The sequence below is a fragment of the Aliinostoc maniaoense genome, assembly GCF_058172895.1.
Genome location: NZ_CP187952.1, coordinates 2,113,481 through 2,138,068, shown reverse-complemented (window position 1 = coordinate 2,138,068; position 24,588 = coordinate 2,113,481). Strand labels below are relative to the sequence as shown.

The window sequence follows — 24,588 nt, the reverse complement described above, 5'->3', positions numbered from 1 at the left end:
TATTTGCTATCAAAATATACATATTTAGCAGTTTGATTTATTTGTTACTTTTTTTGGGTTACTATTGATATTAGTAACCATATTTTCATGAATAAATTAATCATATAACTAAGGCGTTGGAGTTGTCAATAACTTGTCTAATACCAATGGAAAATTGAGCAGGTTATACAAGTAATTATGCCAAATTAATATATATTGTCATTGTCAAGAGCGAATTAATTTCAATATTTTTAAAGTTGTATAGTTACTCTCAAATCAATAAAATTCTAGTGTTTACGGAGTGTTTCCGCAGGGTAGCAAAAATCCCCCAGCTAAAAGCCGTGGGGATTGTCAACCTGAAAATGTAAAAATGTTGTTATTAGTTTGACCAGGTTTGGTTAATCAAAACAGGTTTCTGTTGAGGCATCAACTGTTTGCCAAATTTGGCGTAGAGAGCCGGAATAACCAATAAAGTCAAAGCTGTAGATGTAAATAAACCGCCCAAAACTACAATTGCCAAGGGTTGTAGAATTTCATTTCCAGCCCCACTAGCGATCGCCAAAGGCAGCATCCCTAGTGCAGAAGTGAGTGCAGTCATCAGAATGGCGTTCACTCGTTCTAGAGAACCGTTGATAATCACATCTTTGAGGGGCATTCCCTGAGCAAACTTATTGTTATAGTTGTCTACCAACAACAAGCCATTGCGGACAGCAACACCAAATAGGGTAATAAATCCAATCAAAGAAGCGATCGAAATCACACCGCCACTCAAGGCAATGGAAACAATACCACCCACCAACGCCAAGGGCAGATTGAGCATGATAGCGATTGTCGCGGAGAGCGATTTAACGGAGAAGAACATCAACACCGCGATCGCAATCGCTGCCAAGATACTAAATACCAGTAGATTATTAGTAGCACGTTGCTCCGATTCAAACTGTCCACCGTACTGGATGAAGTAGCCATTGGGGAGTTTGATTTTCTGTTGAATTTGGGACTGAATATCGCCAACGACACTGCCCAAATCGCGCTCGGCAACGTTTGCGGAAACAACTATCAGCCGTGATACATCTTCCCGATTCACAACATTCGCCCCCATCCCGTAGTCTACTTTGGCTACAGCACCCAGTTGGATGTTTTGCCCAGTTGGGGTAATCAGAGGAATAGCGCGAATGGCATCTAAACTATTGCGGGCTTTCTCCGTCAAGGAGATAGAAATATCAATAAGCTGCTGATTTTCTGCTACTTGCGACACTAGACGACCATTTAGAGCAGTTTCTACCACATTAGATAACTGCTCCATACTCAATCCATAAGTAGCGGCTGCCGCGCGATCATAATGTATTTGTACCTGACGAATGGGCAGTTGAGGTTCAAGCTGCAAGTCTACAACGCCAGCGATGGGACCAATCACATCTCGCACTTGTTCGCCAATCTTTCGCAGTTCAATTAAATCCGGGCCAAAGATTTTCACAGCGATCGCACTTCTGACTCCAGATAACACTTCATCCATACGGTGAGAAATAAATCCACCAATGTTAGATGCCACACCAGGCAGTTGATTGAACTCTTGGCGCAATTGTTTAATGCTGGCTTCCCGGTCTTGGAGGGCGCGATCGCTCAGTTCTACGTCAACATGAGCCATACTCACTCCCGCCCCATCTGCATCTCCTGGAGTGCGTCCTGCCCGTACTTGCACCCACTCATACAAAGGATTATCTTTGAGCGCAGTAGACAGTGCTATCCCTGCCCGATTGGTCATATCGAGGGAAACCCCCGGAAATAAAACCATTGAATTGACCAATGATTTCTCCTGAAATTCGGGCAGAAACACCCGTCCCAGGGAGGGAATAATCGCAAAAGCAGCAACCAATGCTGCCAGTGCCACGCCCAGAATCATTTGCGGCCATCGCAGCGATAGATTTAACAATGGACGATATAACCGTTCTGCCCAACGGGAAATGAATGTACCTTCTTGCGGTAGGGTTTGGTTTGCCAACAGAATTGCACACAAGGCAGGCGAAAGGGTCATGGCCACTAAAGTAGACGCGCAGATGGAAAGCAAATACGCCCAACCCATTGGGGCAAAAATGTTGCCTTCAACGCCTGTCAAACTAAAAATTGGTGCAAACACGACTACGATAATCACCGTGGAAAAAATCACGGCTAACCGTACTTCCACTGATGTGTCATACACTACTTGAAATGGATGCTTCGGGTTTCCCTGCGCCTGATTGGTTCGCAATCCCCGATAGCAGTTCTCCATGTCCACAATTGAGTCATCTACAACTGAGCCAATGGCTACGACTAAACCGCCCAAGGTCATGGTGTTAATGCCCAAGCCAAAAGCTTTCATGAACATTAAGCCAATCAACAATGACATAGGAATCGCACTCAGAGTAATTACGGCGGTACGCCAATTCATCAGAAATAACAGCATAATCACCGATACAATGATGATGCCTTGAATCAGGGAACTGCTGACATTACCAATAGCAGTATCAATAAAGTTGGACTGCCGGAATGTCCGTTTTACTTGTACATCAGGGGGAAATGTCGCTTGCAAGGATTGCAACAACGCTTCTACTGCTTTTGTCACCGTGGGAGTATCAACATCAGGCTGTTTGTTAACCATCATCACCACAGCCGGCTGCCCATTAAAACTAGCATCCCCCCGTTTCAGTGCTGCACCCGTTTTTACTTCCGCTACATCTTTGAGCAAAATCGGTTTCCCATCTTGCACCTTCACCACAGATTGCTGCAAGTCTGCAATTGATTTTACCTGCCCAATACCGCGCACCAACAGTTCTTGACCACCACCAATCAAGAATCCACCAGGGGCGTTAGAATTTGCACCCTTAGCAGCATTGGTAACTTCGGTCAGGGAAACATTGAGCGATCGCAATTTTGCTGGATCGACTAGCACCTGTTCCTGTCGTTCATCCCCACCGTAAACGGTGACTTGGGTAACTCCCGGCACAGACAAAATTTGGTTGCTCAGGGTGCTATCTACCAGACGGCGCAAATCCATCAGCGAGGTTTTCCCCTGTCCATTCACAGTAAAGGCATACTGTAAAATTGTGCCTAATGGCGATGCTAACGGTGAAATTTCCGGTGGATGCACCCCTTCAGGTAACTGATTTGTTACCTGCTGGAGTCGTTCTGTCACTGATTGCCGAGCTTTGTAAATGTCGGCATCCTGGTCAAACACTACCTGTACCATCGACAGTCCGACTTTAGAGGAAGAACGCACCGTAGTCACCCCTGGCAAACCATTCACCGCGCTTTCAATCGGCACGGTAATTTGTGATTCTACTTCCTCTGGAGCTAGTCCAGTCGCTTCGGTGTGAATATCCACTTGGGGGGGCGCAAATTCAGGAAACACGTCCAGTGGCATCTGAGTGACAGTGAACACTCCCCACACCGTTACTAGAATCGCACAGATAACTATGAACCAACGCTGGGCAATGGAGTTTTTGAGAATCTGATTCAGAATGGAGTTCAACATCGCAATTAAACGCCTCCCTTGTTCTTGCGATTGCCTGCGATAACAGCGATCGCTCCACCCACAAGGACGACTCCACCGCCGACTCCTGCTAAGATGCCCATCCGCAATCCACCACTTGCTTGCTCTGTGGTGTTATGGCTATGGGCAGTACCTTGATTGTGTGCCTGTTGGTGTTCAGTTTCTGTTTTGGGAGTGGCGATCGCTGCTGGACTGGCGGTTTGGGTTTTGCGCGATTCAGCATAGAGCGACAAACCACCTTGAGTAACAAGTTTTTCGCCAACTGACAATCCTTTGGTCACTGCGATTAGTTCGCCTTTAGTCTCGCCAGTGGTAATTTCCACCGGCTCATAAAAATTCTCATACCGCACAAAGACTATTTGTTTACCATTGGCATCAACCAATGCTGTCACCGGAATCATCACGGCAGATCCAGATTTTGCAGAGGAGGCGATCGGTGTTACCACAATGCCTAATAGTTGATCGGTTTGGGGATTGACTTTGACGCGATTAATGCCGCCCGTTGCTTGAAATTCATCACCATGTCCAACGTGAGCAAACACAACTGTGGGCGCACTGATCATTAAACTGGCTGCCAGAATAGAACTCACTAACATAAAAGGTTTCATACTCACTCCTCACAATGGATACGGGTTAAACAAAAGTTCTCCATAGTTTGCCAAAGGGCAGATGAAATCCAGGTGAAATGGCAGATGTTTTTGTAAGATCAGGCTCATGGTTGATTTTCTTGGAGTGATGCGAATTTTACTGGTGGAAGATGAAGCGGATTTGGGACTGGCAATCAAGCAAGTCTTAATTAACGAAAGATATGTCGTGGATTGGGTAACAGATGGCACTCAAGCATGGCTGTGCCTGGAAAGCCAGTGGACAGACTACACAGTTGCTATTGTTGATTGGCTACTGCCCGAAATGTCGGGATTACAGTTATGTCAAAAGCTCAGACTACACCAAAATCCCTTACCAGTGCTGATGCTGACTGCTTTAGGTCAGCCGGAAAATCGTGTGGCGGGACTGGATGCGGGAGCTGATGATTATTTAGTCAAACCGTTTGTCATGGAAGAATTGCTGGCACGGTTGCGCGCCCTTCAGAGGCGATCGCCTCAACTACAACCGTCTACCCTGACTGTTGCAGGTTTTACTTTAGATACAGCAAACAATGTCTTACGAGTAAATTCAGATGGATCTACGCCCTTAGTCATTCCCCTAACCACCAAAGAATTTCAGTTGCTCATGTATTTGATGCAGAACCCCAATCGCATCATTCCCGGTAGCAAATTGCGTCATCAACTTTGGGACATGGATGAAGAACCGATTAGTAATGTAGTTGCAGCACAAATGCGCCTACTACGTCGCAAGTTAGCAAATCATGGCTGTCCCTGCCCTATTGAAACTGTTCCGGGTGCTGGCTATCGCTTTAACTCTCAACATGAATAGCTACTCACTTTTTCGGCGCAGTCGTCTACGGTTAGCCCTCTGGTATGCCGGAGTCATGGGCGTGATTTTGAGTGTTTCTGGCTTGGGGATGTATCGCGCAATGGTACAAACCAACTGGGCAGCAATGGAGCGCGAGATTGAATCAATTGCTGGAACTTTACACGATAGCGTCGAGCCACTGCTTCCTGCTTCCGAAGAACCGACTGCTGTGCTGCAACAAATTTTTCCCGATCTTTGTTTGAGTGGACAACCTTGCAAGGCTACCCCAACGCTGATTCAACGGCACACCATCGGCATCAGCGATCGCACCACATATTATATTCGTCTGTTCAATCATCAAGGCAAGCTCCTAGCTTTTTCACCTAATCAACCGTTATCTCTGCCGCCAACTCTCAACCGCACTTCATGGCAAACCTTTCGCACGGCTAACGGCATTCGCTATCACCAATTCACCACGATTTTGCATAGTGCCAATACCCATCCTTTAGCTAATACAGCCAATGCTGATTCATCCTGGGGCTATTTGCAAATTGGCCGCACTTTAGAACATTTTGATGCGGAAATCAGGCGGATTCAATGGATTATGGCGATTGGTTTGCCTATTGCTCTGAGCTTGGTTGCTACTTCCAGTTGGTGGCTTTCAGGATTAGCAATGCAGCCAATTTACCAGTCCTATCAGCAACAGCAACAGTTTACCGCTAATGCTGCCCATGAATTGCGATCGCCTCTCGCCAGCCTATTGGCAACTGTAGAAGCTATCCTCCGCATACCGCAATCAAATCAACAAGATATGCAAATCATGCTTCATACTGTTGAGCGACAGGGGCGAAGGTTGAGCCATTTGATCGCTGATTTACTCTTGTTAACCAGTCTGGAGCAAAATTCATCCTCAAAACCTTTTCAGCCCTGTTGCTTAAATGATTTGGTGAGCGATTTGACCGAAGAATTTTTAGAGCTGGCCACTGCTGCTGATATTAACTTAAAGAGCCAAATTCCCACTTGCGAGGTTTACACTCTAGGTAACGAATCGCAACTTTATCGTTTAGTGTCAAACTTGATTGCCAATGCCATCCAGTACACACCTAGAGGGGGATATGTGACTGTTAGCTTAGTCAAGAGCGATCACACTGCTGTCATTGCTGTAAAAGACACGGGGATTGGGATTGAGCTTGCTGATCAGGAACGAATTTTTGATCGCTTTTACCGTGTTGACGGCGATCGCTCTCGTAAAACTGGAGGCACAGGATTGGGTCTAGCGATAGCTCAGGCGATCGCCCAAAAACATCAAGGGATTCTGAAAGTTGAAAGTCAGGTGGGAAAAGGTAGTATTTTTACCCTAGATATGAAAGTTTTATCTTCTAAATATATAGAAAATTTTTCATACATCAACTTCCGAAACAGTTAACCCTCAACAGTCAAAATGATTTTCCAGTCATATTTTCTCAACTCTACTGGAAGATTGATTTTTCTTACGTTAACGTATATATTGCTTCCCATCTTTTGCCGCTCAAGTCCTTGCTAATCAATGGGGCTGAATATTTTTACTATGTCTACCCAAACAATTCAAAGTATATATACAGATGGTGCTTGCACCGGGAATCCTGGCCCTGGAGGTTGGGGTGTGGTTGTCTATTTCAGTGATGGTTCAATCCATGAAATGGGGGATGCTGCCAGTCATACTACGAATAATAAGATGGAGATGCAAGCAGCGATCGCAGCTTTAGAATTTCTGCGTTCCTCTGGACAAACTGAACCTATCACCCTCTATACCGATAGCGAATATTTGATTAATTGTGTGACTAAATGGGTGAAAGGCTGGAAGCGGAAAGGTTGGAAAAAGGCGGATGGCAACCCCGTCCAAAATCAAGACTTACTAGAAACTCTCGATGCACTCAATACCAAGCAGGTTAACTGGCATCATGTACGCGGTCATTCTGGTAACGTTGGTAACGAAAGGTGTGATGTCATTGCTCGCAGTTTTGCAACTGGTAAAATTCCCTCTCTACAGCAATTATCTACTTCTGAAGATTACAAATCTTTACCTAAGCATAGTGAAAATATTGTATCAAAAGTACCGAATCATGTTAAAACCTCTACAATAGTTAACAAAAAGACACAAGAAATCGGTACTTCCGCATCAAACACAACCGCTATGGAACCATCTACCGCACACGCTGCGGCTACAGTCGAAGAACAGCTACCTGAACACAGGGTTGAACAACTCCGTAACTTAGTTGAAACTCTACGTATTGCTGACGAAATAGCCGCTAAAGGCTATCTAATCACCAGTTCTGAATTAGCCTATTTAATGGATGTCCATGCTAGTGCTGTTACTAGTCGAGGAGATCAATGGCGATGGCGAAATTGGATAGTCTCAAGGGTACGACGTGAAGGCAATCAAATTCTCTGGGAATTAGAACGAGGCGATCGCCTAGGAGGTGAAGAAGACTAAGTTTACAGTCATCAGTGATGAGTTGTGATTGCTACGCTCATCACTATGTACCGTATTTCCTACCTCGCCACTCTTGAGGTTGGCGTAATGCAGATAGAAAAATTCTCACCACTGCTAGAGGATCAGCTAAGGGAGAAAGCCAAAACAGCCAGCCACCTTGAGCATTCTGACGATCATAAGAAGGTGCGATCGCTAATAACATGGCAAAGCGAATCACTAGCAAAAATACATTCAATCCCAATAGGCACTCTAGAGGCAATGTCCCAGGTAAGGGCAGCAGTAACGAAGCTATCCAGTAAGTCAGTAAAATTACTAGAGGTAAGCCCTGAACTGACGACAACAACCATAAATCGCCCCAAACTTGAGCAGTAGGCGAAGCATCTTTGAGGTCAAGACTACGTCCCCATTCCTTCCAAGTTTCTAACGCTCCCTCATACATCCTGACCTTTAACACCTTTGCACCATCTAAAAAGCCCACTTTAAAGCCTTGGGCGGCGATGTACCGTGCTAAGGTAACATCATCACAAAAAGAGCTACTAGCACTGTTATAGCCACCTACAGCAGCCAATACAGACCGACGGCACAAAAAGCACTGTCCATTAGCCATGACTCTTTCTGGTTGCTCTGTGTTAATTCCGGCTGGGTCGAAGCGATAAAGCAAAGTCATTAACAATGCAGGTTGCAGCCAACATTCTCCAGGATACTTGAGGATAAACTGAGGCGAAAGAGAAACCAAGTCATAACCCTGTGCTGCTGCTGTTTTGACTAAGCCAGCCACTAAATTCGGATGGGGTACTGTATCAGCATCCATCCCTAAAAACCATTCACTAGCTTCTGAGCTATACAAAAAGCCATTATGCAATGCCCAAGGACGACCCACCCAATTAGCAGGTAAAGGGTCATCATTCATTAATCGAAAGCGGGGGTCTTGTTGCTGTGCTGCTTTTACTAAGTCGGGAGTCCCATCTTGGGAGTGACTATCTACAACAATAATTTCCCGGACTTCGTAACTCTGCTGACTCAAACCAGCTAATAAGGGGCTAATTCTGAGAGCTTCATTTAGTGTAGGGATGACAACGCTAACACTACCCAAAATTTCAGGTGTGGGTTGTTGGGGTTGAATAGGAGGATTGCGTCTTGGCCCCTTGAGCAGACGCGAAAGCAATATCGCTGTCGCAGGTAATTGGATAATTAAGCACCATAGCGACAGGAAGCTTTCTATGATCAAAGCGTTGTCCACAGTAATAATATTGTGCAATTGAAATCGTTACATAATTTTTGAAGTGGGCATTGGGCATTAGGGTAAAATCTACCTTGTCTCCCTTGTCTCCCCGCTCCCCCTTCTCCCTACCCCCTGCCCCCTGCCCCCAACTCCCCAGTCCCTAATTTACTTCAACGCAACTTTTACGCTAGCTACTGCAACTTCATTAGTGGCAGGTTCAACGTTAATTGGGGATGGGGAAACTGTGGCTTTCCACCATAGCACTACAGCTGGAGCTACACCCAATACTAAACCCAGTAATATGGGAATGGAAAAGCCAGCCGCTAAACTCATTACAGTTGCAAAACCAAAGTTGCTTAAATAAATAATTAGAGGTACATTTAACTGCGATCGCTCTAATTGAATGGGTTTATTTCTCCACAACAATGCAGCCACAGTCATAAATACTGAACCTGTACCCATCCAACCTGCAAAGTTTTGATAAGGCATCCCAAAGAACGCACCTGGTTGTTGCCAATACCAGAAGGGTAAAGCAGTTTGGCTCATTGCTGGGTCAAGTACAAAATCCCAAGAAGTCAGCAGCAAAGCACCTAAAACAATTGCACCGATATGGCGTAATAAGCTCGGTTTTTTATCTACGGCTAAACCAGCACGTCCTAACAAATAGGCAGAACAACCTACATAAAACCATGACAACGGAATAGTGAATGGCACTAAACCAGCAATTTTATAACCCAAGCCACTTAAGTAACTGTAGTGACCAAAAGGAAAACCTGTACTAGTTCCTAGCAGTTCACTGGTTAAGGAAATCAATACCGCAGGTAGCATAAACCCCAAGGTGCGACCTAAACCTAATGTCCGTAAAGCGTATAAAAATACGGCTGCTGCACCTAAAATCATATAAACTACTCCACCACCAGCCATACTCCACTGCATAGCTGTTTGTCCTATCTCAGATAGATGAAATAAGACTTCTGCATTAGGTATAACCAGTAGTATCCCTACCAATCCAAACACCATTGACACAATATGACCAATGAGGCATACGCGCTCAACGATAACAAGCTGTTTCATGATCATTCCTTAAACAAAACGTGATACTTGGCTACTCTGCTGCTAACAGTTTACAAATGTTTACGAAAAAAATTAACTAGTTTGTACAGTAATTCTCTGCAAAAATTTGTTGAAGTTTTGCCAGAGAATCAAAACCTATTGGTTGTATCTAGAATAAATGGGATGATAAGCTTATAGTCTAAGCTATTACTGGCACAGTATATCAAGATAAGTTAATCTTTGTCTGAAGATCACATGAGTGACTTGCAGGCTCTCATCATTTGAAAAATTCCACCCACAACGGGATGGTGTTTTTGGGAATTGGGCATGGGGCATGGGAAAAAACATACCAATGACGGCAGTTGCTACAAGTCGGGAAACCCGCCCATCGCACTGCCTCCCCTATGCCCTATGCGCCAAGCGGCGGGGCGGCTATCCCTCTCCAGTCACAAGGGGATGGAGTTTCCCGCCACTTTCAATAAAAATAATTTATACTCAGCAAATTGCCAAACTCTCCAACCCATGTCAATCGTCAAACGCATTCCTTGGATAGCTCTATCACTATTGATACTTAGCTATGGTACTTTGGGTTGGGCATTATCTGAAATACAAGCTCCTTTGTTTGCTTGGCTTGTAGTAGTACTGAGTTTGCTGCTTTTGGTAGGAACTTTAACTGCGCCCTACTCCACTTTAGCTAACTACTCTAGTATTTTGCTGGGTTCAAATACTAAAACCTTCGTAGCTACAGTAGTGGGAGCATTTTTATTTTTTATGATGCTTGCCTGGTTTAAAGTATTTCTTGATACTTTGCTGATTATTTCCTCCGCTATTCTAGCGAGGATTGACTTTCAATCAGCAGATTTCACAGAAGGGCAAGCTTTTATAGTTACATCTATTTTTTCAATTCTAGGTGTTGCTTTAGGTGCGTTTGCACACACAGGAGTTGTGCAGCAGTTATGGTGGTAGTTAATATCGCAGGGGGCAGGGGGCAGGGAGCAGGGAGCAGGGGGCAGGGAGCAGGGGGCAGGGAGCAGGGGGCAGGGGTTTACAGCTTTTATTGACAAATGAAATGTGCTACCTATAGGTGTAATAGCTTAGTATTTTTACTGAGAAAAATCAGTGTTAAGTTGGGCAACTATGCCCAACTTTGAATTTAGCTAGCTACTGCTTCAGGAGCAACGGCTGGATAAACGCTCACCTTTTTGCGGGATTTACCTTTTCTTTCAAAGGTAACTACGCCATCAATTAAGGCAAATAAAGTATCATCTTTGCCAATACCAACGTTATTACCAGGATGGAACTTTGTCCCACGTTGACGCACGAGGATATTCCCTGCTAGCACGACTTGTCCGCCAAAACGCTTGACACCTAGACGTTGAGCATTAGAATCACGACCGTTGCGTGTACTGCCTGTTCCTTTCTTATGAGCCATAGTTTCCTTTGCTTATTGCTTATTCTTTAACTATTATTCAGCAGTTTCTTCAGCAGCAGCAGTTTCTACAACAACTTCAGTGGTAGCGGCTGGGGCTGTGAAAACTGTACCGTTCATGGTGATGGAATCAATCATCAGTCTAGTAATTTCCTGGCGATGCCCCCGTTTTTTACGGGTTTTCTTTTTGGGCTTCATTTTATAAACCAGGACTTTGCGGCCTCTCAGATGTCTCATTACAGTACCTTCTACTGTTGCACCTGAGACTAACGGCTGTCCAATGTTGACTTCACCGTCATGCTGCACTAATAAAACAGCATCTATTGTAACTTTTTCATCTGGCTCGACAGGGAGCAGTTCAATATCGTAAAACCGACCTGGCTCAACTCTGAGTTGTTTTCCGCCAGTTTCAATAATTGCGTATGCCATGAAATTGTCCTTAAGGTTGCCGTACAGGTAGCTGATTTAAAATAATTTTTTCAGCCTTTGCATGGTGTCTACCTGATCCGAGCAGGAATTAGACAGACAATCTAAAATTATATTCTAGTCTGAAGTATAAAGTCAATTGATAAATGATAAAATTTGCCTGTTATAAGTAAAATTTGAAACTAGAGAATTTATGGAAAAATTTAGCCAGAATTTACGAAATCCTCAAATTGGTGAATGTAGTTAGTAGAGACACAGAACAGCACCAACAAATCTGAGCCAAGGTATCGCCTGACTCAGATTTTCTCTTTAAATTATCCAGGACTTAGGCAACTGACAGATTAGTAGGGTGCGTCAGATATCAAAAATCTGTTTATTGACAGCATTTAAGTGGTATGACGCACTCTACAAGACATATTTAATGTGACACCTGCTGAAGTCCTATAAAACCGAACTAAATTAATGATTGGGCAAATTTATGGGTTTTTCGAGGGATTTAACTATCTTAGGTGACTACCTAGCGGGAGAATTTGACAATAGGGAACAAGCTTTAGCCGAACCGGTTTGGTTTGTACATTTGCGTTTATGGCAACGACCAGTGCCACTATTTGCAGACGATAGCATTACTCTATTTGCAGAACAAGCAAATATGATCAATTTAGACCGTCCTTATCGGCAACGTATTCTGCGCTTAATGCCGAGTGAATTTGAGCGATCGCTAAAAGTACAATACTATATGATTAAAAATCCGAGTGCCTTCATTGGTGGAGGTTGTCACCCTACCCTACTTCAGACACTCACCCCAGACGCATTAGAATTATTACCGGGTTGTATTCTCAAAGTTACTCAACAAGAAGTAGCTCCTAACCAATATAAATTTGTTGCTACTCCAGAGCCTGATACTTGTTGCACGTTCACTTACCAAGGCAATACTATTCAAGTTGCTTTAGGATTTGAAAGTACAGCAACAGGCTTAAATACTTATGATAAAGGAATTGATCAATTAACAGGCAAAGCAACTTGGGGAGCAATTGTTGGCCCTTATCGCTACACCAAAAGAGAACAGTATTGAGTGCTGAGTGATGAGGTCAGAGTCAATAGTCATTAATCATTTTTTTATATTTGTTACCTTCCACCTGTGTTTGAGGAAAACACAACTCAATAGTCATCAATTGTGACTCAGCACTTTCGTTAGCTATCTGTTAGCTAGCAATACTGCGAGGTACACCTTCTAAAGCTTCGTCTTCAGTTTCAAAGATTTCAAACACTGTATCCATCATTGTCACTTCAAATACAAGTTTAGCTTCTGGATGGACATTGCATATACGGAAACTGCCGTTGACTTTATCCGCATCACGCATTCCAGCTACTAAAGATGTTAGACCAGAACTATCAATAAAATTTACTTGTCCAAGATTCACCACTATATGGCGGCTGAGTTTAGAAATACATTCCTGTAACTTCAGGCGAAATTGCCAAGCAGTGGTGATATCTAGCCGACCTGCTGGAGTCAAGACAATAACTGTATTACCATCTTGAGTTGTATAGGTTGTTTGTTCGATTTGAATCACTAAGCCCCCTGTGGCACTCTTGTTAAAATGTACTGTGGGTTAAGTTATACCAATTCATCATGCAAGAAAGTCAGATGGCATCTGGATTTGCAGTGTGTTATCTGTAGCTTCTTACAGATTATTGGTATTAGTCCTGGATGTTGATGAGCCAAAGATTGAGTCAGTGGAAAATAGCCTATATTATTTAACCCACCAACAACAGGACTATTTACTGCTGAAACTTGAATTTAACAAGATACAGCTAAATTTGTCACCTTTTTTTGACTCGGTGCTTACCTTTAGTAGTTTAACTCACTAAATCAATACTGAGTATAGGAGTAAGATTACTTACTCAATAGTCAGAATTATTTTCAACCAATCATTCATGAGTTACTGAGAACTACCCAAAGTAAATAAATATCCCACAGTACGTCATTGCTAATGAATCAATTCAAAACTCAAGATGCAAAATTAATCCAATCTTGGGGCTTAAGAAATGTATTATACAGTTCTGCTTCCGGGGAATTAGGTTCTGGTTGATAACCGTATTCCCAACGCACCAAAGGTGGTAAAGACATCAAAATAGATTCTGTGCGTCCGTTGGTTTGTAAGCCAAAAATTGTGCCTCGGTCGTAGACCAAGTTAAATTCTACATATCTACCCCGACGATACAGTTGAAAATTCCGTTGGCGATCGCCATAATCTATCCCATGACGACGTTCAACAATGGGTAGATAAGCAGGTAAAAATGCCGCTCCAGAACTCTGGACAAAGCTAAATAAATCTTCCCAATTGCGTTGTGCGGGGACTCCCACTTGGTCACTATATTGAGCCGCTTCACCTTTAGGGTTAGGGCCACGATACAAAACCCCTTGTCCATCTTGATAATCGAAAAATAAACCACCTATACCCCGTGTTTCGCCCCGATGCTTCAGGTAAAAATACTCATCACACCAGCGTTTAAAAACTGGGTAATATTCTGGGTGATGTTGGTCACAAGCCTGCTTTAATGTCTTGTGGAAATGGGCTGCATCTTCTGCAAAAGGGTAATAAGGTGTTAAGTCAGCACCACCGCCAAACCACCATACTGGGCCAGCTTCAAAATAACGGTAGTTGAGGTGAACAGTGGGAACGTAAGGGTTACGCGGATGTAATACCAGGGATGTGCCAGTGGCATAAAAACCATGTCCTTCTGCTTCTGGACGCTGGGCTAAAATAGAAGGAGGCAGATGAGAACCCCAAACTTCAGAAAAATTTACACCTGCTTGTTCAAATATTGCACCATCTCGTAGCACACGCGATCGCCCGCCACCTCCCTCTGGACGTTCCCAACTATCTTCATGAAAGTTAGCCACACCATCCAGCTTTGCGAGTGCTTGGGAAATTTCATCTTGTAAACTTTTCATAAAATGACTGACACGCGCTTTTGCATCAGTCGCAGGTAAAGATGTGGATAATTTTGCTTCTACAGTTGGGGTTTGTGAATTAGTTACCATGAGATTCCCGCACTAAATTACGTTTTTCAAAACAGCCACAAATTCCAATTGTAAAAATTTGTGGCTAGCACGAGCCAAAAATTCGGCTCAAATTGCCCAAACACTTTTTTGCTTCTTAAACATTTATATGATCAATGGGCATGACTAGAGTTATTTTCCCTCAAATGCGTATAGGCTTGTATATTGACTAAATTTTTGTTGTACTTCTTGATGGGAACATTCTGGTATCGATACCAGACTCTGGTGAGTGCTGGGGTTTAGCCGATACTCAGTGCTAAGTCAGATGAATTACATTAGCAGACTATGCCAGAGTTACCAACAAGTGTCTAGCGAGGAGGATTGGTAAATGAGAGCTTGGTTATCCAAATTCGTCCACCGCAAACACCGTCGGTTTTGCGTTTCTCTGGTACGGACATATCGAGAAATTAGTTGTGCTTCTGTAGATGATCTCTGGAAAAAGGTAGTTGACTTAACAGATGTTTCCTGGCATCCACTACTCAAAAGTACTAATGTTCCCTATGGATTAGTACCCAAACCAGGACTAATTTACCAAGCCGTGACACGCTTTTCACCAATTCCCATTAGGATTTTTGTCGAGCGAGTCAACCCTAGAGAATTGTTGAGTATCAGAGTCATGGCAATTCCTGGTGTAGAAGAACGAGTCACTTACCAAGTAGAATCAACAGTCTGTGGCACTTGTTTATCTTATTCAGTCACCCTCAGAGGTTGGTTATCGCCGCTTATTTGGTCATTTTCTCGCCCCTATGCAGACCGTGTGGCACGCTCTTTAGTGGAGGCGGTAGAAAAGGCAGCTTTTGCAGGGGTTTCAGGACAGAAGAAAATTAATGGGATTGGGGACTGGGGACTGGGAACTGAGAAGATGTAGGGGTGTAGGGGAGAAACTTATGACTGATGAGTTTTTTCTACCCAATTACCAATGCTTAATCTTTAATCACTAAAGAAAGTTAAGATTCTATTAGGTGATAATAAAAATTTTTTAAATTTTGTTACGCCGATCTCTGAGAACACAGTCAGCAATTATTGCTTTACATTTCTTCATTTTTAATTTTGAATTTTGAATTTTGAATTGTTATGTACGATGTCCTTGATGCCCAGTCTGTTTTAGAAGTATTACGGCCAGTGCAAGACCCAGAACTGCGTAAGAGTCTGGTAGAACTCAACATGATTCGCAATGTCAAAATTGCAGGTGGTACAGTCAGCTTCACTTTGGTGTTAACTACACCCGCCTGTCCTTTACGAGAATTTATTGTTGAAGACTGTGAAAAAGCAGTAAAAAAACTACCTGGGGTCACAAATGTCAGTGTAGAGGTAACAGCAGAAACACCCCAACAAAAAAGCTTACCAGACCGCAGTGGTGTGCCGGGAGTCAAAAATATTATTGCTGTCTCCAGTGGTAAGGGGGGTGTAGGTAAAAGTACGGTAGCTGTAAATGTGGCTGTAGCATTGGCACAAACAGGCGCAAAAGTTGGTTTGCTAGATGCGGATATCTATGGGCCGAATGATCCCACCATGTTAGGACTAGCTGATGCTCAAATTGTGGTACGCTCCACAGAAACCGGTGAAGTTCTCGAACCAGCTTTTAATCATGGTGTGAAATTAGTTTCAATGGGTTTTCTCATTGACCGAGATCAACCAGTGATTTGGCGTGGGCCAATGTTGAATGGAGTCATTCGTCAGTTTCTTTATCAAGTGCAATGGGGTGAATTAGATTATTTAATTGTCGATATGCCCCCAGGTACAGGTGATGCTCAGTTAACCTTAACTCAATCTGTTCCTATGTCTGGGGCGGTAATTGTGACTACACCCCAAACTGTAGCACTGTTAGATTCCCGTAAAGGTTTGCGGATGTTCCAGCAAATGAATGTGCCTGTATTGGGAATGATAGAAAATATGAGTTATTTTATTCCTCCCGATATGCCGGATAAACAGTACGATATCTTTGGTTCTGGTGGTGGTTCTAAAACCGCAACTGAGTTAGGAGTACCGTTGTTGGGCTGCATACCCCTAGAGATTTCTACTAGAGTTGGTGGTGATAATGGTGTGCCGATAGTTGTTGCTGAACCAGATTCAGCTTCAGCCAAAGCTTTAAAAGCGATCGCCCTCAATATTGCAGGTAAAGTATCAGTTGCAGCTTTAACATCATAAATCTTAATTCTTTTGTGATTCCTAGGCTGTGTCCTAGGAATACAGAGTTATTAATAGTCAATAAATCTCATCGCTAAACGTTAAACTCAGACAATGTTATTGAAACGTTCGCTCCCTAAAATTCGTTGGCAGTATTGGGTTAAACCTTGGCAGCAAGTAGATTGGCTATTATTTTTGCTGACTGTTGGGGTGAGTATTTTTGGCGGGGTGATGATCCTCAGTACCGAACTCAAACAACCTGTCACAGACTGGTGGTGGCATTGGCTAGTTGCCAGTATTGGGACTTTTATGGCTGTGTTTATTGCTCGGTGTAATTACGAGAATTTACTCAACTGGCATTGGATTACATACGCACTGACTAACTTCAGTCTGATTGCGGTAATGATTATCGGTACTGCTGCCAAAGGGGCGCAAAGATGGATAACTATTGGCGGATTTAATGTACAACCTTCAGAATTTGCCAAAATAGGAGTAATTATCACACTAGCGGCTTTATTACACAAAACTACGGCAGCAACTCTCCCCAACTTTTGCCGAGCTTTGGCATTTACGGCTTTACCTTGGTTATTAGTATTTACTCAACCTGATTTGGCAACATCACTAGTATTTGGAGCGATAGTTTTAGGGATGTTGTACTGGGCTAATGCCAATCCAGGTTGGTTAATTTTGTTGATTTCTCCAGTAGTAGCAGCAATTTTATTTGGTATATCTTGGCCATTATCACAACCCCTGATAGTTTTTCACGAAATATCCTTGGGTCTTTTAGGTTTAATTTGGTCATTAGCTATGGGTATTGTGGGGTGGCAAACTCTGCCTTGGCGAAGATTTGGGATTAGTGGTATTGGTGCTTGGTCACTGAATATGCTTGGTGGTGAACTGGGGGTTTTCGCCTGGAATCATATCTTAAAAGAATATCAAAAAGACCGACTGACAACATTTCTTCGTCCTGGACACGATATATTAGGTGCTGGCTATCACCAACATCAATCGCGTATTGCTATCGGTGCAGGTGAGATGTGGGGTTGGGGCTTATTTAAAGGGCCGATGACACAACTAAATTTTGTGCCTGAACAACATACAGACTTCATTTTCTCGGCAGTGGGTGAAGAATTTGGTTTTGTAGGGTGTTTGGTTGTTTTATTTGTCTTTTGTTTGATTTGCTGGCGGTTACTGCACATTGCTCAAACAGCCAAAGATAATTTTGGTTCGTTGCTGGCAATTGGTGTTTTATCGATGATCTTGTTTCAGTTGATAGTTAATGTAGGTATGACTGTGGGTTTAGCACCTGTTGCTGGTATCCCCCTACCTTGGATGAGTTATGGACGCTCTGCTATGTTGGCTAATTTTATTGGTTTAGGAATAGTAGAATCTGTAGCCAATTTTCGTCAACGCCAGAAGTATTATTACTGATTCAATAGTCAATACTCAATCATAACTAGTGGAAAAGTGATTAACTATTGACTCTGGACTATCGACTATAGATTAATCACAAGTATTAAGCTAGTAAGAGGAAACTTAGAGGAAAGAAGTTATGATTCTACCTGGAGCAACTGTTCGTGTGAAGAACCCCGCAGATACTTACTATCGCTATGAAGGACTAGTGCAGCGTGTGAGTGATGGTAAAGTAGCCGTGTTGTTTGAAGGTGGTAACTGGGATAAGATCATTACCTTTCGCCTTTCAGAACTCGAACCTGTAGAAGTTACCACTGGCAAGAAAAAAGGAAAATAAATGAGTCATTAGTCATGAGTCTCAAGCTATTTGACTGTTGATTGTAATTACTATGCGTCTTCCTCTACCACAGTTTGACACAGGCGATCGCCATCCTAACCATATTGCGGAGGTGATTGAAACTACTTCTACTGAATTTTTGGCACAGTGTTTAGAACCGGAAGACTTGAGCTTTCCATCAATGCCGCCTTTTGGTAGTTGGGTGCGGGCTGTGGATGAGGAATCAGGTAATCAAGTCTACGCGGTAGTGTATTATGCAACTACAATGCCTGTTGATTCCGTACACCGAGCCGTGGCTTTGGGTTTATCATTGCAAGATTTGCGTGAGGAGCAACCCCAAATATTTGCTATGCTGAAAACGGAATTTCGGGCTGCGATCGTCGGATTTGAGCCATCATCCTCAATTGTCGCTGCTAACCAAAGAGTTTATCAGTATCTACCACCTCGTCCTCCCCAAATTCATCAAGCTGTGTATCGGTGCGAACCAGAATTAATTGTTAAGTTCACCGAAGAGCTAGATTTTTTGCGGACACTACTTTCAATTAATGGCGCGCCAGTGGAATCTTTAACGGCGGCGGCAATTCGGGAGGTTTACCAGCTACGCAAAGCTGATCGGCAATGGCTGATCAAAGCTGGACGCACTCTCAGTGTACTACTCAAAGACGACTACGATCGCCTACGGTTTATTTTGAGCCAAATCCACCCATAGGCAGTTAGTCGGGACACAATTGTCTGGATACTCTAAGTTAAGGTTTGTTGATTTTTGCAGTTAATTTTTACTGTTATGGCTATTCTCCCTTGAATGAAGTATAAGGGCAGGATCATCAGGCGTTCCGTCCCACAAAGATATATACTCCACTCAATCGCCAACTGCTATATTAACCATTTAAAAATTATTAAAAGGTAATCATAGCGTCACCATTCCTCCTTGAACTCCTACCTATGGAACGAATATTACCAGTTCTTGCTCTAGAAGCAACCGCCCAAATTCTGGGACAAGAACCTATTGTTCCCTTTGCTATTTTGTTGGTAGTTATTTTAGTAGTACCGATCTTATTTGATCGCCTGAAATTACCAGGTTTTGTTGGCTTGGTGTTCTCAGGTTTAGTACTAGGTTCATCAGGCTGGAATATATTTGAGACACAATCAGCGTTGATTAACCTGTTAGCAGATATTACTTTAGTGTATTTAGTATTTGTTGCAGGTTTAGAAGTAGAAATTGCACAATGGCGACGACATAAACAACGGGCTATAGGTTTTGGCATATTTACCTTTGGTGTGCCGTTGTTTATAGGAACTTTAATTGGCATAATTTTCAATTTTAGTTGGCAAAATTCAATCTTAATCGGTTCTCTATTTGCTTCTCATACTCTTTTGGCTTATCCTCTGCTGAGTCGTTTGGGGGTGATCAGCAATCAAGCTGTCGCCAGTACAATTGCAGCTACAGCTTTTACAGATGTTGGCGCACTGATCATATTAACGGTTTGTGTTGCCATATCCCAGGCCGGAATATTCACTTTAGCTAAACTGATTACCTTCTTAGGCTGGTTACTGATTTACTCGATTGTGGTTTTGTGGGGATTAAATTGGGTAGGTAAGGAATTTTTTCGGCGTTCAGGAGACGACGAAGGTAACAAGTTTTTGTTTGTGTTATTAGCTGGGTTTTTAGCAGTGATGGGAACTCAGTTTATCGGTGTAGAAAAAATATTCGGTGCATTTTTAGCAGGTTTAGCAGTCAATCAAGTTGTTGGTGAAGGGCTAGTTAAAGAAAAAATAGTATTTATTGGTAATGTTTTATTTATCCCGATTTTTTTTGTTAATCTTGGCTTATTAATTGATTTGCCAAATTTAATCAATAATCTTGTTATTTTAAAGTTATCTATTGTCATTATTGTTGGGTTGCTAACTGGTAAATTGATTGCTGCTTGGTTAGCAAAACTCATATATCGTTATAACTGGCAAGAAATGATCACTATGTGGTCATTATCAATTCCCCAGGTGGGTATCACTCTAGCCGCTACGTTTGTCGGCTATCGGGCTGGACTCCTCCCACTAGATGTTTTAAGCAGCTTTGTAATTTTGATGTTAGTCACATCAATTTTAGGCCCCTTAATTACTAATCGGGCAGCTGTAGCTTTAACGCCTCAATCTGTGATGACTACAGTAGCTGCAAGTTTGCCAACCCAGCCTCCAGAAGCATCTCTTAGTCATAGCTTGAAAATAGTTGTACCTATTTATAATCCTCACACTCAGCAGTATCTAATTGAAATGGCGGCATTGTTAGCACGTCAGACAAAAGGTAAGATTATGCCATTAGCGATCGCTACAGCTGCGGCTCAGATGGATGCACCACAGTTAGAATCATCTGTGCAAAGAAGTGAGCGGTTGTTAACAAAAGCTATCACCCAAAGTCAAGCTTTAGGTGTCAAAGCACAACCATTACTAAGAATTGATGATGCTTTTGCCCCAGGAATTACCAGAGCCGCCCGTGAACAAAAAGCCGATTTAATTGTGATGGGGTGGGGTAAACGTACTGGCTTAAGAGCGCGGTTATTTGGCAATGTAATTGATAGTGTGTTGTGGGCATCTCATTGCCCAGTAGCCGTGACAAGGCTGGTAGACTCACCCCAAAAAATTCAACGCATCTTAGTGCCATTAGAAAATTTAATTAACCCTGCCTTACAGCCCGTACAGTTGGGGCAGATGTTAGCAGAAGCTAATCAAGCCCAAGTCACAGTCTTAAGTGTATGCGATCGCCGTACTAGTTCCAGTAAAATTGCAGCTAGGCGATCGCACCTTGCCCAAATCATATCTCAGTTATCTTTGCCCAATTCACCAGAAATTCAAATTATTGCCCATGAAAATGCGGCTCAAGCAATCTTACAAGCAGCAAGACTATATGATTTAGTCGTCTTACCCTTTATACGTAATCATACCAACCCCAGTGGATTAGCTATCAGCGATGTCACAACTGAGCTAGTCAGACAAATCACCTGCTCAATCGTTATGTTGGCAGAACCACACCACCAACCAACAGGAATCACTCTACCAATTCAAAATTCACAACACCCTGCCGCCATCGAAAACCCTACTCCAACAGGTTCTTCACAAGAGTACAAAACTCAAAATGAAGAAAGGCAGATTTAATCAAGCCGCTTTGGGGTAGGGGAGAGGACGTTTTCCCCCTTTCTCCCTGCCCCCTGCCCCCTGCCCCCTGCCCCAATTTCCTAAACTTTACAGTTTTCTCTGAACAAGACTTTATCTTGTTGAAGATTTGATGAATTATAAGTGAGGTCAGCACAAACATTAGACGATGTTTGTTATTTTGCTAATTGAATTAGCCCTAATACTGAAATATAATGTAATAAAATTAAAAACATAGTAAAATTACTTAATACTAGTGTTTTATTTTGGATTTGCCTTGTTATTTCTGTATTTTCATACGGAGGCTGGGTATTCTAAATTAACAACGTCAACAACAGCTAGCAATATTTTTAAGCAACTGAGACAATATGAGAATTTTGGTGACGGGCGGTGCTGGGTTTATTGGTTCTCATCTAATTGACCGACTGATTCCTGAAGGGCATGAAGTAATTTGTTTAGATAACTTCTACACAGGTCACAAACGTAACATCCTCCAATGGATGAATCATCCTAACTTTGAACTCATTCGCCATGACATCACCGAACCAATTCGGTTAGAAGTAGATCAAATTTACCATCTAGCTTGTCCAGCTTCTCCGGTTCATTATCAGTACAATCCCGTAAAAACAGTGAAAACTAACGTGATGGGAACACTGAATATGTTGGGATTAGCCAAGCGTGTCAAAGCGAGATTTTTCTTGGCTTCTACTAGCGAAGTATACGGAGATCCAGAGGTTCACCCACAAACAGAAGAATATCGCGGTAGTGTTAACCCCATTGGTTTGCGTTCCTGCTACGACGAAGGCAAAAGAATCGCTGAAACTTTAGCATTTGACTACTACAGACAAAATAAAGTTGATATTCGCGTTGTCCGTATATTTAATACCTACGGGCCAAGAATGTTAGAAAATGATGGGCGCGTTGTAAGTAACTTTATCGTTCAAGCCTTGCGAGGCACACCTTTGACTGTTTATGGTGATGGCTCACAAACGCGAAGTTTTTGCTATGTATCCGATCTAGTGGAAGGATTTATCCGCCTGATGAACAGTGATTACATCGGGCCAGTTAATTTGGGTAATCCTGGTGAATACACGATTTTACAACTGGCGCAAGCTGTGCAAAATTTAATCAACCCAGGTGCAGAGATTAAATTTGAGCCTTTACCTGCTGATGATCCTCGTCGTCGTCAGCCGGATATCACAAAAGCCAGAACCCTGTTAAATTGGGAACCCACTATTCCCCTAGAAGAAGGATTAAAGCTAACAATCGAAGATTTCCGCGATCGCATCAAAAATACCGTCTAGAGTTCTAACTCAATTGAGATGCAGACTTAACCTACTTCTAACCCGTAGTTAAGTAGCGGTGTTCCCTAGAAACGTTCAGTTTATTGAAAAGTAACCCCAAACAAAGTGAGGAGTTAAAAATGCGTGTTTGTGTAATTGGTACTGGTTACGTTGGTTTAGTTACAGGTGCTTGTTTAGCTCATATTGGCCATGACGTTATTTGTGTGGACAATAACGAAGAAAAAGTCAAACTGATGAAATCTGGCCAGTCACCGATTTTTGAGCCAGGACTGTCAGAAATTATGCAGTCTGCAATTCAAAACAGCAAAATTCAATTTACTACGGACTTAGCGGCTGGTGTTGCTCACGGAGAAATTTTATTTATAGCTGTAGGTACACCACCATTACCCACTGGTGAAAGCGATACTCGTTATGTGGAAGCTGTAGCTCGTGGTATTGGGGCGAACCTCAATGGTGGTTATAAAGTAATTGTCAATAAATCTACAGTCCCCATCGGTTCAGGTGACTGGGTACGGATGATTGTCATGGATGGGATTGCTGAACGCCAAAAAACCCCGGTGACAGTCGGTGGTGGCAGTGAGAATCAACTACCTGAGTCAGTCCATCAGTTTGATGTTGTGAGTAACCCAGAGTTTTTACGGGAAGGCTCGGCAGTATACGATACATTCAACCCCGACCGGATTGTTTTGGGTGGTAACAGCACTAAAGCAATTTCCATGATGGAAGAACTCTACGCACCAATTGTAGAGCGCAAATTTGCTGAGGATAAATCCTTACCTCCTGTGCCTATACTAGCAACAGACCTCAGTTCAGCAGAGATGATTAAATACGCTGCTAACGCTTTCCTAGCTACTAAGATTAGTTTTATTAACGAAGTAGCTAACATTTGCGATCGCGTTGGTGCTGATGTTACCCAAGTAGCTAAAGGTATCGGTTTAGACTCCCGCATCGGCAATAAATTCTTACAAGCCGGTATTGGTTGGGGTGGTTCTTGTTTCCCCAAAGACGTTTCCGCCTTGATTCATACTGCTGATGATTACGGTTATGAAGCGCAGTTATTAAAATCTGCTGTGAGCGTTAACGAGCGTCAACGCCTGATTGCACTAGAAAAACTCCAACAAGCTCTCAAAATTCTCAAAGGTAAGACAGTTGGTTTATTAGGTTTAACCTTCAAACCTGATACCGATGATTTACGCGACGCGCCTGCACTCAACTTAATCGAACAACTCAACAGACTGGGTGCTAAAGTTAAAGCCTATGACCCCATCATTTCCCAAACCGGAATGCGTCATGGCCTTTCTGGTGTGTTAGTAGAAACCGATGCTGAACGTTTAGCTGATGGTTGCGATGCGTTGGTACTCGTCACAGAATGGCAACAATTTAGCTCTCTTGACTACACCAAGATGGCGCAATTAATGACCAACCCCGTAATTATCGATGGTCGGAACTTCCTCGACCCCGAAACCATGATTCGCGCTGGATTCCACTATGTAGGTGTCGGTAGAAGATAGAAAATTAACACTTAACGCCGTCTGCAACTTTTTTTCAAACCTAACCCCCAACCCCTTCCCTACATAGCTTGCTTCTCCGAAGGAGTGGGAAGGGGAGCAAGAATCAAAGTAGAGACGTTGCATGCAACGTCTCTACAGTTGCAGAGGAGAGGTAGTCTACGAGAAGA

Annotated in this window: 21 protein-coding genes; 13 read left to right on the top strand and 8 right to left on the bottom strand. The window is 43.0% G+C overall.

The window, feature by feature from the left end; genetic code table 11:
- Positions 1-358: 358 nt before the first annotated feature.
- Together ACPZ3T_RS09515 and ACPZ3T_RS09510 are read right to left on the bottom strand one after the other, a co-directional pair.
- Entirely contained in the window at positions 359-3,487 is a 3,129-nt protein-coding gene (locus ACPZ3T_RS09515; RefSeq protein WP_490275537.1) for an efflux RND transporter permease subunit, read from the bottom strand.
- A 5-nt stretch (positions 3,488-3,492) separates the two neighbouring features.
- Positions 3,493-4,113: a permuted SH3 domain-containing protein gene (locus ACPZ3T_RS09510; protein WP_490275535.1), complete on the bottom strand. Its 621-nt coding sequence runs from the start codon at positions 4,111-4,113 to the stop codon at positions 3,493-3,495.
- A gap of 127 nt (positions 4,114-4,240) precedes the next feature.
- On the opposite strand from ACPZ3T_RS09510, the gene rppA reads away from it, so the two are divergent.
- The 3 genes from rppA to rnhA all read left to right on the top strand — a co-directional run bounded on the left by rppA (position 4,241) and on the right by rnhA (position 7,391).
- On the top strand, positions 4,241-4,939 hold the full coding sequence (rppA, locus tag ACPZ3T_RS09505; RefSeq protein ID WP_490277171.1) for a two-component system response regulator RppA: 699 nt from the start codon (positions 4,241-4,243) through the stop codon (positions 4,937-4,939).
- The gene (gene rppB / locus ACPZ3T_RS09500) at positions 4,872-6,344 is read left to right on the top strand and encodes a two-component system sensor histidine kinase RppB (protein WP_490275533.1); all 1,473 of its coding nucleotides are present in this window, start codon (positions 4,872-4,874) and stop codon (positions 6,342-6,344) included. Before rppA ends, rppB begins: the two co-directional genes overlap by 68 nt.
- A 141-nt stretch (positions 6,345-6,485) precedes the next feature.
- Positions 6,486-7,391, top strand: a complete 906-nt coding sequence (gene rnhA, locus ACPZ3T_RS09495) for a ribonuclease HI (protein ID WP_490275531.1) — start codon at positions 6,486-6,488, stop codon at positions 7,389-7,391.
- A 43-nt stretch (positions 7,392-7,434) separates the two neighbouring features.
- Here the strand turns inward: rnhA and cruG are convergent, their stop codons facing one another.
- Together cruG and cruF are read right to left on the bottom strand one after the other, a co-directional pair.
- The gene (cruG, locus tag ACPZ3T_RS09490) at positions 7,435-8,631 is read right to left on the bottom strand and encodes a 2'-O-glycosyltransferase CruG (RefSeq protein ID WP_490275529.1); all 1,197 of its coding nucleotides are present in this window, start codon (positions 8,629-8,631) and stop codon (positions 7,435-7,437) included.
- 147 nt (positions 8,632-8,778) lie between these two features.
- Positions 8,779-9,687, bottom strand: coding sequence for a gamma-carotene 1'-hydroxylase CruF (gene cruF, locus ACPZ3T_RS09485; protein ID WP_490275527.1), 909 nt, complete (start codon positions 9,685-9,687; stop codon positions 8,779-8,781).
- A 306-nt stretch (positions 9,688-9,993) separates the two neighbouring features.
- Here cruF and ACPZ3T_RS09480 point away from each other — a divergent pair, with 306 nt between their 5' ends.
- Positions 9,994-10,632, top strand: a complete 639-nt coding sequence (locus ACPZ3T_RS09480; protein WP_490275525.1) for a hypothetical protein — start codon at positions 9,994-9,996, stop codon at positions 10,630-10,632.
- A gap of 187 nt (positions 10,633-10,819) precedes the next feature.
- On the opposite strand, the gene rpmA is transcribed toward ACPZ3T_RS09480, so the two are convergent.
- Positions 10,820-11,098 carry a 50S ribosomal protein L27 gene (rpmA, locus tag ACPZ3T_RS09475; RefSeq protein ID WP_490275523.1) on the bottom strand — a complete coding sequence of 93 codons (279 nt, stop codon included), beginning with the start codon at positions 11,096-11,098 and terminating at the stop codon, positions 10,820-10,822.
- A 33-nt stretch (positions 11,099-11,131) separates the two neighbouring features.
- A complete protein-coding gene (gene rplU, locus ACPZ3T_RS09470; protein ID WP_490275521.1) occupies positions 11,132-11,524 on the bottom strand; it encodes a 50S ribosomal protein L21 in 393 nt (130 codons plus the stop codon).
- Positions 11,525-11,999: 475 nt separating this feature from the next.
- Here rplU and ACPZ3T_RS09465 point away from each other — a divergent pair, with 475 nt between their 5' ends.
- Positions 12,000-12,593: a chromophore lyase CpcT/CpeT gene (locus ACPZ3T_RS09465; protein WP_490275519.1), complete on the top strand. Its 594-nt coding sequence runs from the start codon at positions 12,000-12,002 to the stop codon at positions 12,591-12,593.
- Positions 12,594-12,723: 130 nt separating this feature from the next.
- Here the strand turns inward: ACPZ3T_RS09465 and ACPZ3T_RS09460 are convergent, their stop codons facing one another.
- Together ACPZ3T_RS09460 and hemF are read right to left on the bottom strand one after the other, a co-directional pair.
- Positions 12,724-13,092, bottom strand: a complete 369-nt coding sequence (locus ACPZ3T_RS09460; RefSeq protein WP_490275517.1) for an STAS domain-containing protein — start codon at positions 13,090-13,092, stop codon at positions 12,724-12,726.
- A 437-nt stretch (positions 13,093-13,529) separates the two neighbouring features.
- A complete protein-coding gene (gene hemF, locus ACPZ3T_RS09455; protein WP_490275515.1) occupies positions 13,530-14,567 on the bottom strand; it encodes an oxygen-dependent coproporphyrinogen oxidase in 1,038 nt (345 codons plus the stop codon).
- Positions 14,568-14,913: 346 nt separating this feature from the next.
- Between hemF and ACPZ3T_RS09450 the strand changes: the two genes are divergently transcribed.
- The 8 genes from ACPZ3T_RS09450 (at position 14,914) to ACPZ3T_RS09415 (ending at position 24,421) form a co-directional block, all read left to right on the top strand.
- The gene (locus ACPZ3T_RS09450) at positions 14,914-15,453 is read left to right on the top strand and encodes an SRPBCC family protein (protein WP_490275513.1); all 540 of its coding nucleotides are present in this window, start codon (positions 14,914-14,916) and stop codon (positions 15,451-15,453) included.
- A gap of 206 nt (positions 15,454-15,659) precedes the next feature.
- A complete protein-coding gene (locus ACPZ3T_RS09445; RefSeq protein WP_490275511.1) occupies positions 15,660-16,733 on the top strand; it encodes an Mrp/NBP35 family ATP-binding protein in 1,074 nt (357 codons plus the stop codon).
- Positions 16,734-16,826: 93 nt separating this feature from the next.
- A complete protein-coding gene (rodA, locus tag ACPZ3T_RS09440) occupies positions 16,827-18,143 on the top strand; it encodes a rod shape-determining protein RodA (RefSeq protein WP_490275509.1) in 1,317 nt (438 codons plus the stop codon).
- A gap of 121 nt (positions 18,144-18,264) precedes the next feature.
- Positions 18,265-18,462 (top strand): NAD(P)H dehydrogenase subunit NdhS, encoded by a 198-nt coding sequence (locus ACPZ3T_RS09435; protein WP_490275506.1) that lies wholly within the window; start codon positions 18,265-18,267, stop codon positions 18,460-18,462.
- A 52-nt stretch (positions 18,463-18,514) separates the two neighbouring features.
- Positions 18,515-19,171: an HAS-barrel domain-containing protein gene (locus ACPZ3T_RS09430; protein ID WP_490275504.1), complete on the top strand. Its 657-nt coding sequence runs from the start codon at positions 18,515-18,517 to the stop codon at positions 19,169-19,171.
- A gap of 233 nt (positions 19,172-19,404) precedes the next feature.
- Positions 19,405-21,609 carry a cation:proton antiporter domain-containing protein gene (locus ACPZ3T_RS09425; RefSeq protein ID WP_490275502.1) on the top strand — a complete coding sequence of 735 codons (2,205 nt, stop codon included), beginning with the start codon at positions 19,405-19,407 and terminating at the stop codon, positions 21,607-21,609.
- A gap of 365 nt (positions 21,610-21,974) precedes the next feature.
- A complete protein-coding gene (locus ACPZ3T_RS09420; RefSeq protein ID WP_490275500.1) occupies positions 21,975-22,910 on the top strand; it encodes a UDP-glucuronic acid decarboxylase family protein in 936 nt (311 codons plus the stop codon).
- Between the two features lie 119 nt (positions 22,911-23,029).
- Positions 23,030-24,421: a UDP-glucose dehydrogenase family protein gene (locus tag ACPZ3T_RS09415; RefSeq protein ID WP_490275498.1), complete on the top strand. Its 1,392-nt coding sequence runs from the start codon at positions 23,030-23,032 to the stop codon at positions 24,419-24,421.
- The last annotated feature ends 167 nt before the right edge of the window (positions 24,422-24,588 follow it).

What these genes read in the sequence shown, in the direction of transcription:
- ACPZ3T_RS09515 (WP_490275537.1), bottom strand. Translation starts at nt 3,487, where the DNA reads ATGTTGAACTCCATTCTGAATCAGATTCTCAAAAACTCCATTGCCCAG.
- ACPZ3T_RS09510 (WP_490275535.1), bottom strand. Translation starts at nt 4,113, where the DNA reads ATGAAACCTTTTATGTTAGTGAGTTCTATTCTGGCAGCCAGTTTAATG.
- rppA (WP_490277171.1), top strand. Translation starts at nt 4,241, where the DNA reads ATGCGAATTTTACTGGTGGAAGATGAAGCGGATTTGGGACTGGCAATC.
- rppB (WP_490275533.1), top strand. Translation starts at nt 4,872, where the DNA reads ATGGCTGTCCCTGCCCTATTGAAACTGTTCCGGGTGCTGGCTATCGCT.
- rnhA (WP_490275531.1), top strand. Translation starts at nt 6,486, where the DNA reads ATGTCTACCCAAACAATTCAAAGTATATATACAGATGGTGCTTGCACC.
- cruF (WP_490275527.1), bottom strand. Translation starts at nt 9,687, where the DNA reads ATGAAACAGCTTGTTATCGTTGAGCGCGTATGCCTCATTGGTCATATT.
- ACPZ3T_RS09480 (WP_490275525.1), top strand. Translation starts at nt 9,994, where the DNA reads ATGGGGCATGGGAAAAAACATACCAATGACGGCAGTTGCTACAAGTCG.
- rpmA (WP_490275523.1), bottom strand. Translation starts at nt 11,098, where the DNA reads ATGGCTCATAAGAAAGGAACAGGCAGTACACGCAACGGTCGTGATTCT.
- rplU (WP_490275521.1), bottom strand. Translation starts at nt 11,524, where the DNA reads ATGGCATACGCAATTATTGAAACTGGCGGAAAACAACTCAGAGTTGAG.
- ACPZ3T_RS09465 (WP_490275519.1), top strand. Translation starts at nt 12,000, where the DNA reads ATGGGTTTTTCGAGGGATTTAACTATCTTAGGTGACTACCTAGCGGGA.
- hemF (WP_490275515.1), bottom strand. Translation starts at nt 14,567, where the DNA reads ATGGTAACTAATTCACAAACCCCAACTGTAGAAGCAAAATTATCCACA.
- ACPZ3T_RS09450 (WP_490275513.1), top strand. Translation starts at nt 14,914, where the DNA reads ATGAGAGCTTGGTTATCCAAATTCGTCCACCGCAAACACCGTCGGTTT.
- ACPZ3T_RS09445 (WP_490275511.1), top strand. Translation starts at nt 15,660, where the DNA reads ATGTACGATGTCCTTGATGCCCAGTCTGTTTTAGAAGTATTACGGCCA.
- rodA (WP_490275509.1), top strand. Translation starts at nt 16,827, where the DNA reads ATGTTATTGAAACGTTCGCTCCCTAAAATTCGTTGGCAGTATTGGGTT.
- ACPZ3T_RS09435 (WP_490275506.1), top strand. Translation starts at nt 18,265, where the DNA reads ATGATTCTACCTGGAGCAACTGTTCGTGTGAAGAACCCCGCAGATACT.
- ACPZ3T_RS09430 (WP_490275504.1), top strand. Translation starts at nt 18,515, where the DNA reads ATGCGTCTTCCTCTACCACAGTTTGACACAGGCGATCGCCATCCTAAC.
- ACPZ3T_RS09425 (WP_490275502.1), top strand. Translation starts at nt 19,405, where the DNA reads ATGGAACGAATATTACCAGTTCTTGCTCTAGAAGCAACCGCCCAAATT.
- ACPZ3T_RS09420 (WP_490275500.1), top strand. Translation starts at nt 21,975, where the DNA reads ATGAGAATTTTGGTGACGGGCGGTGCTGGGTTTATTGGTTCTCATCTA.
- ACPZ3T_RS09415 (WP_490275498.1), top strand. Translation starts at nt 23,030, where the DNA reads ATGCGTGTTTGTGTAATTGGTACTGGTTACGTTGGTTTAGTTACAGGT.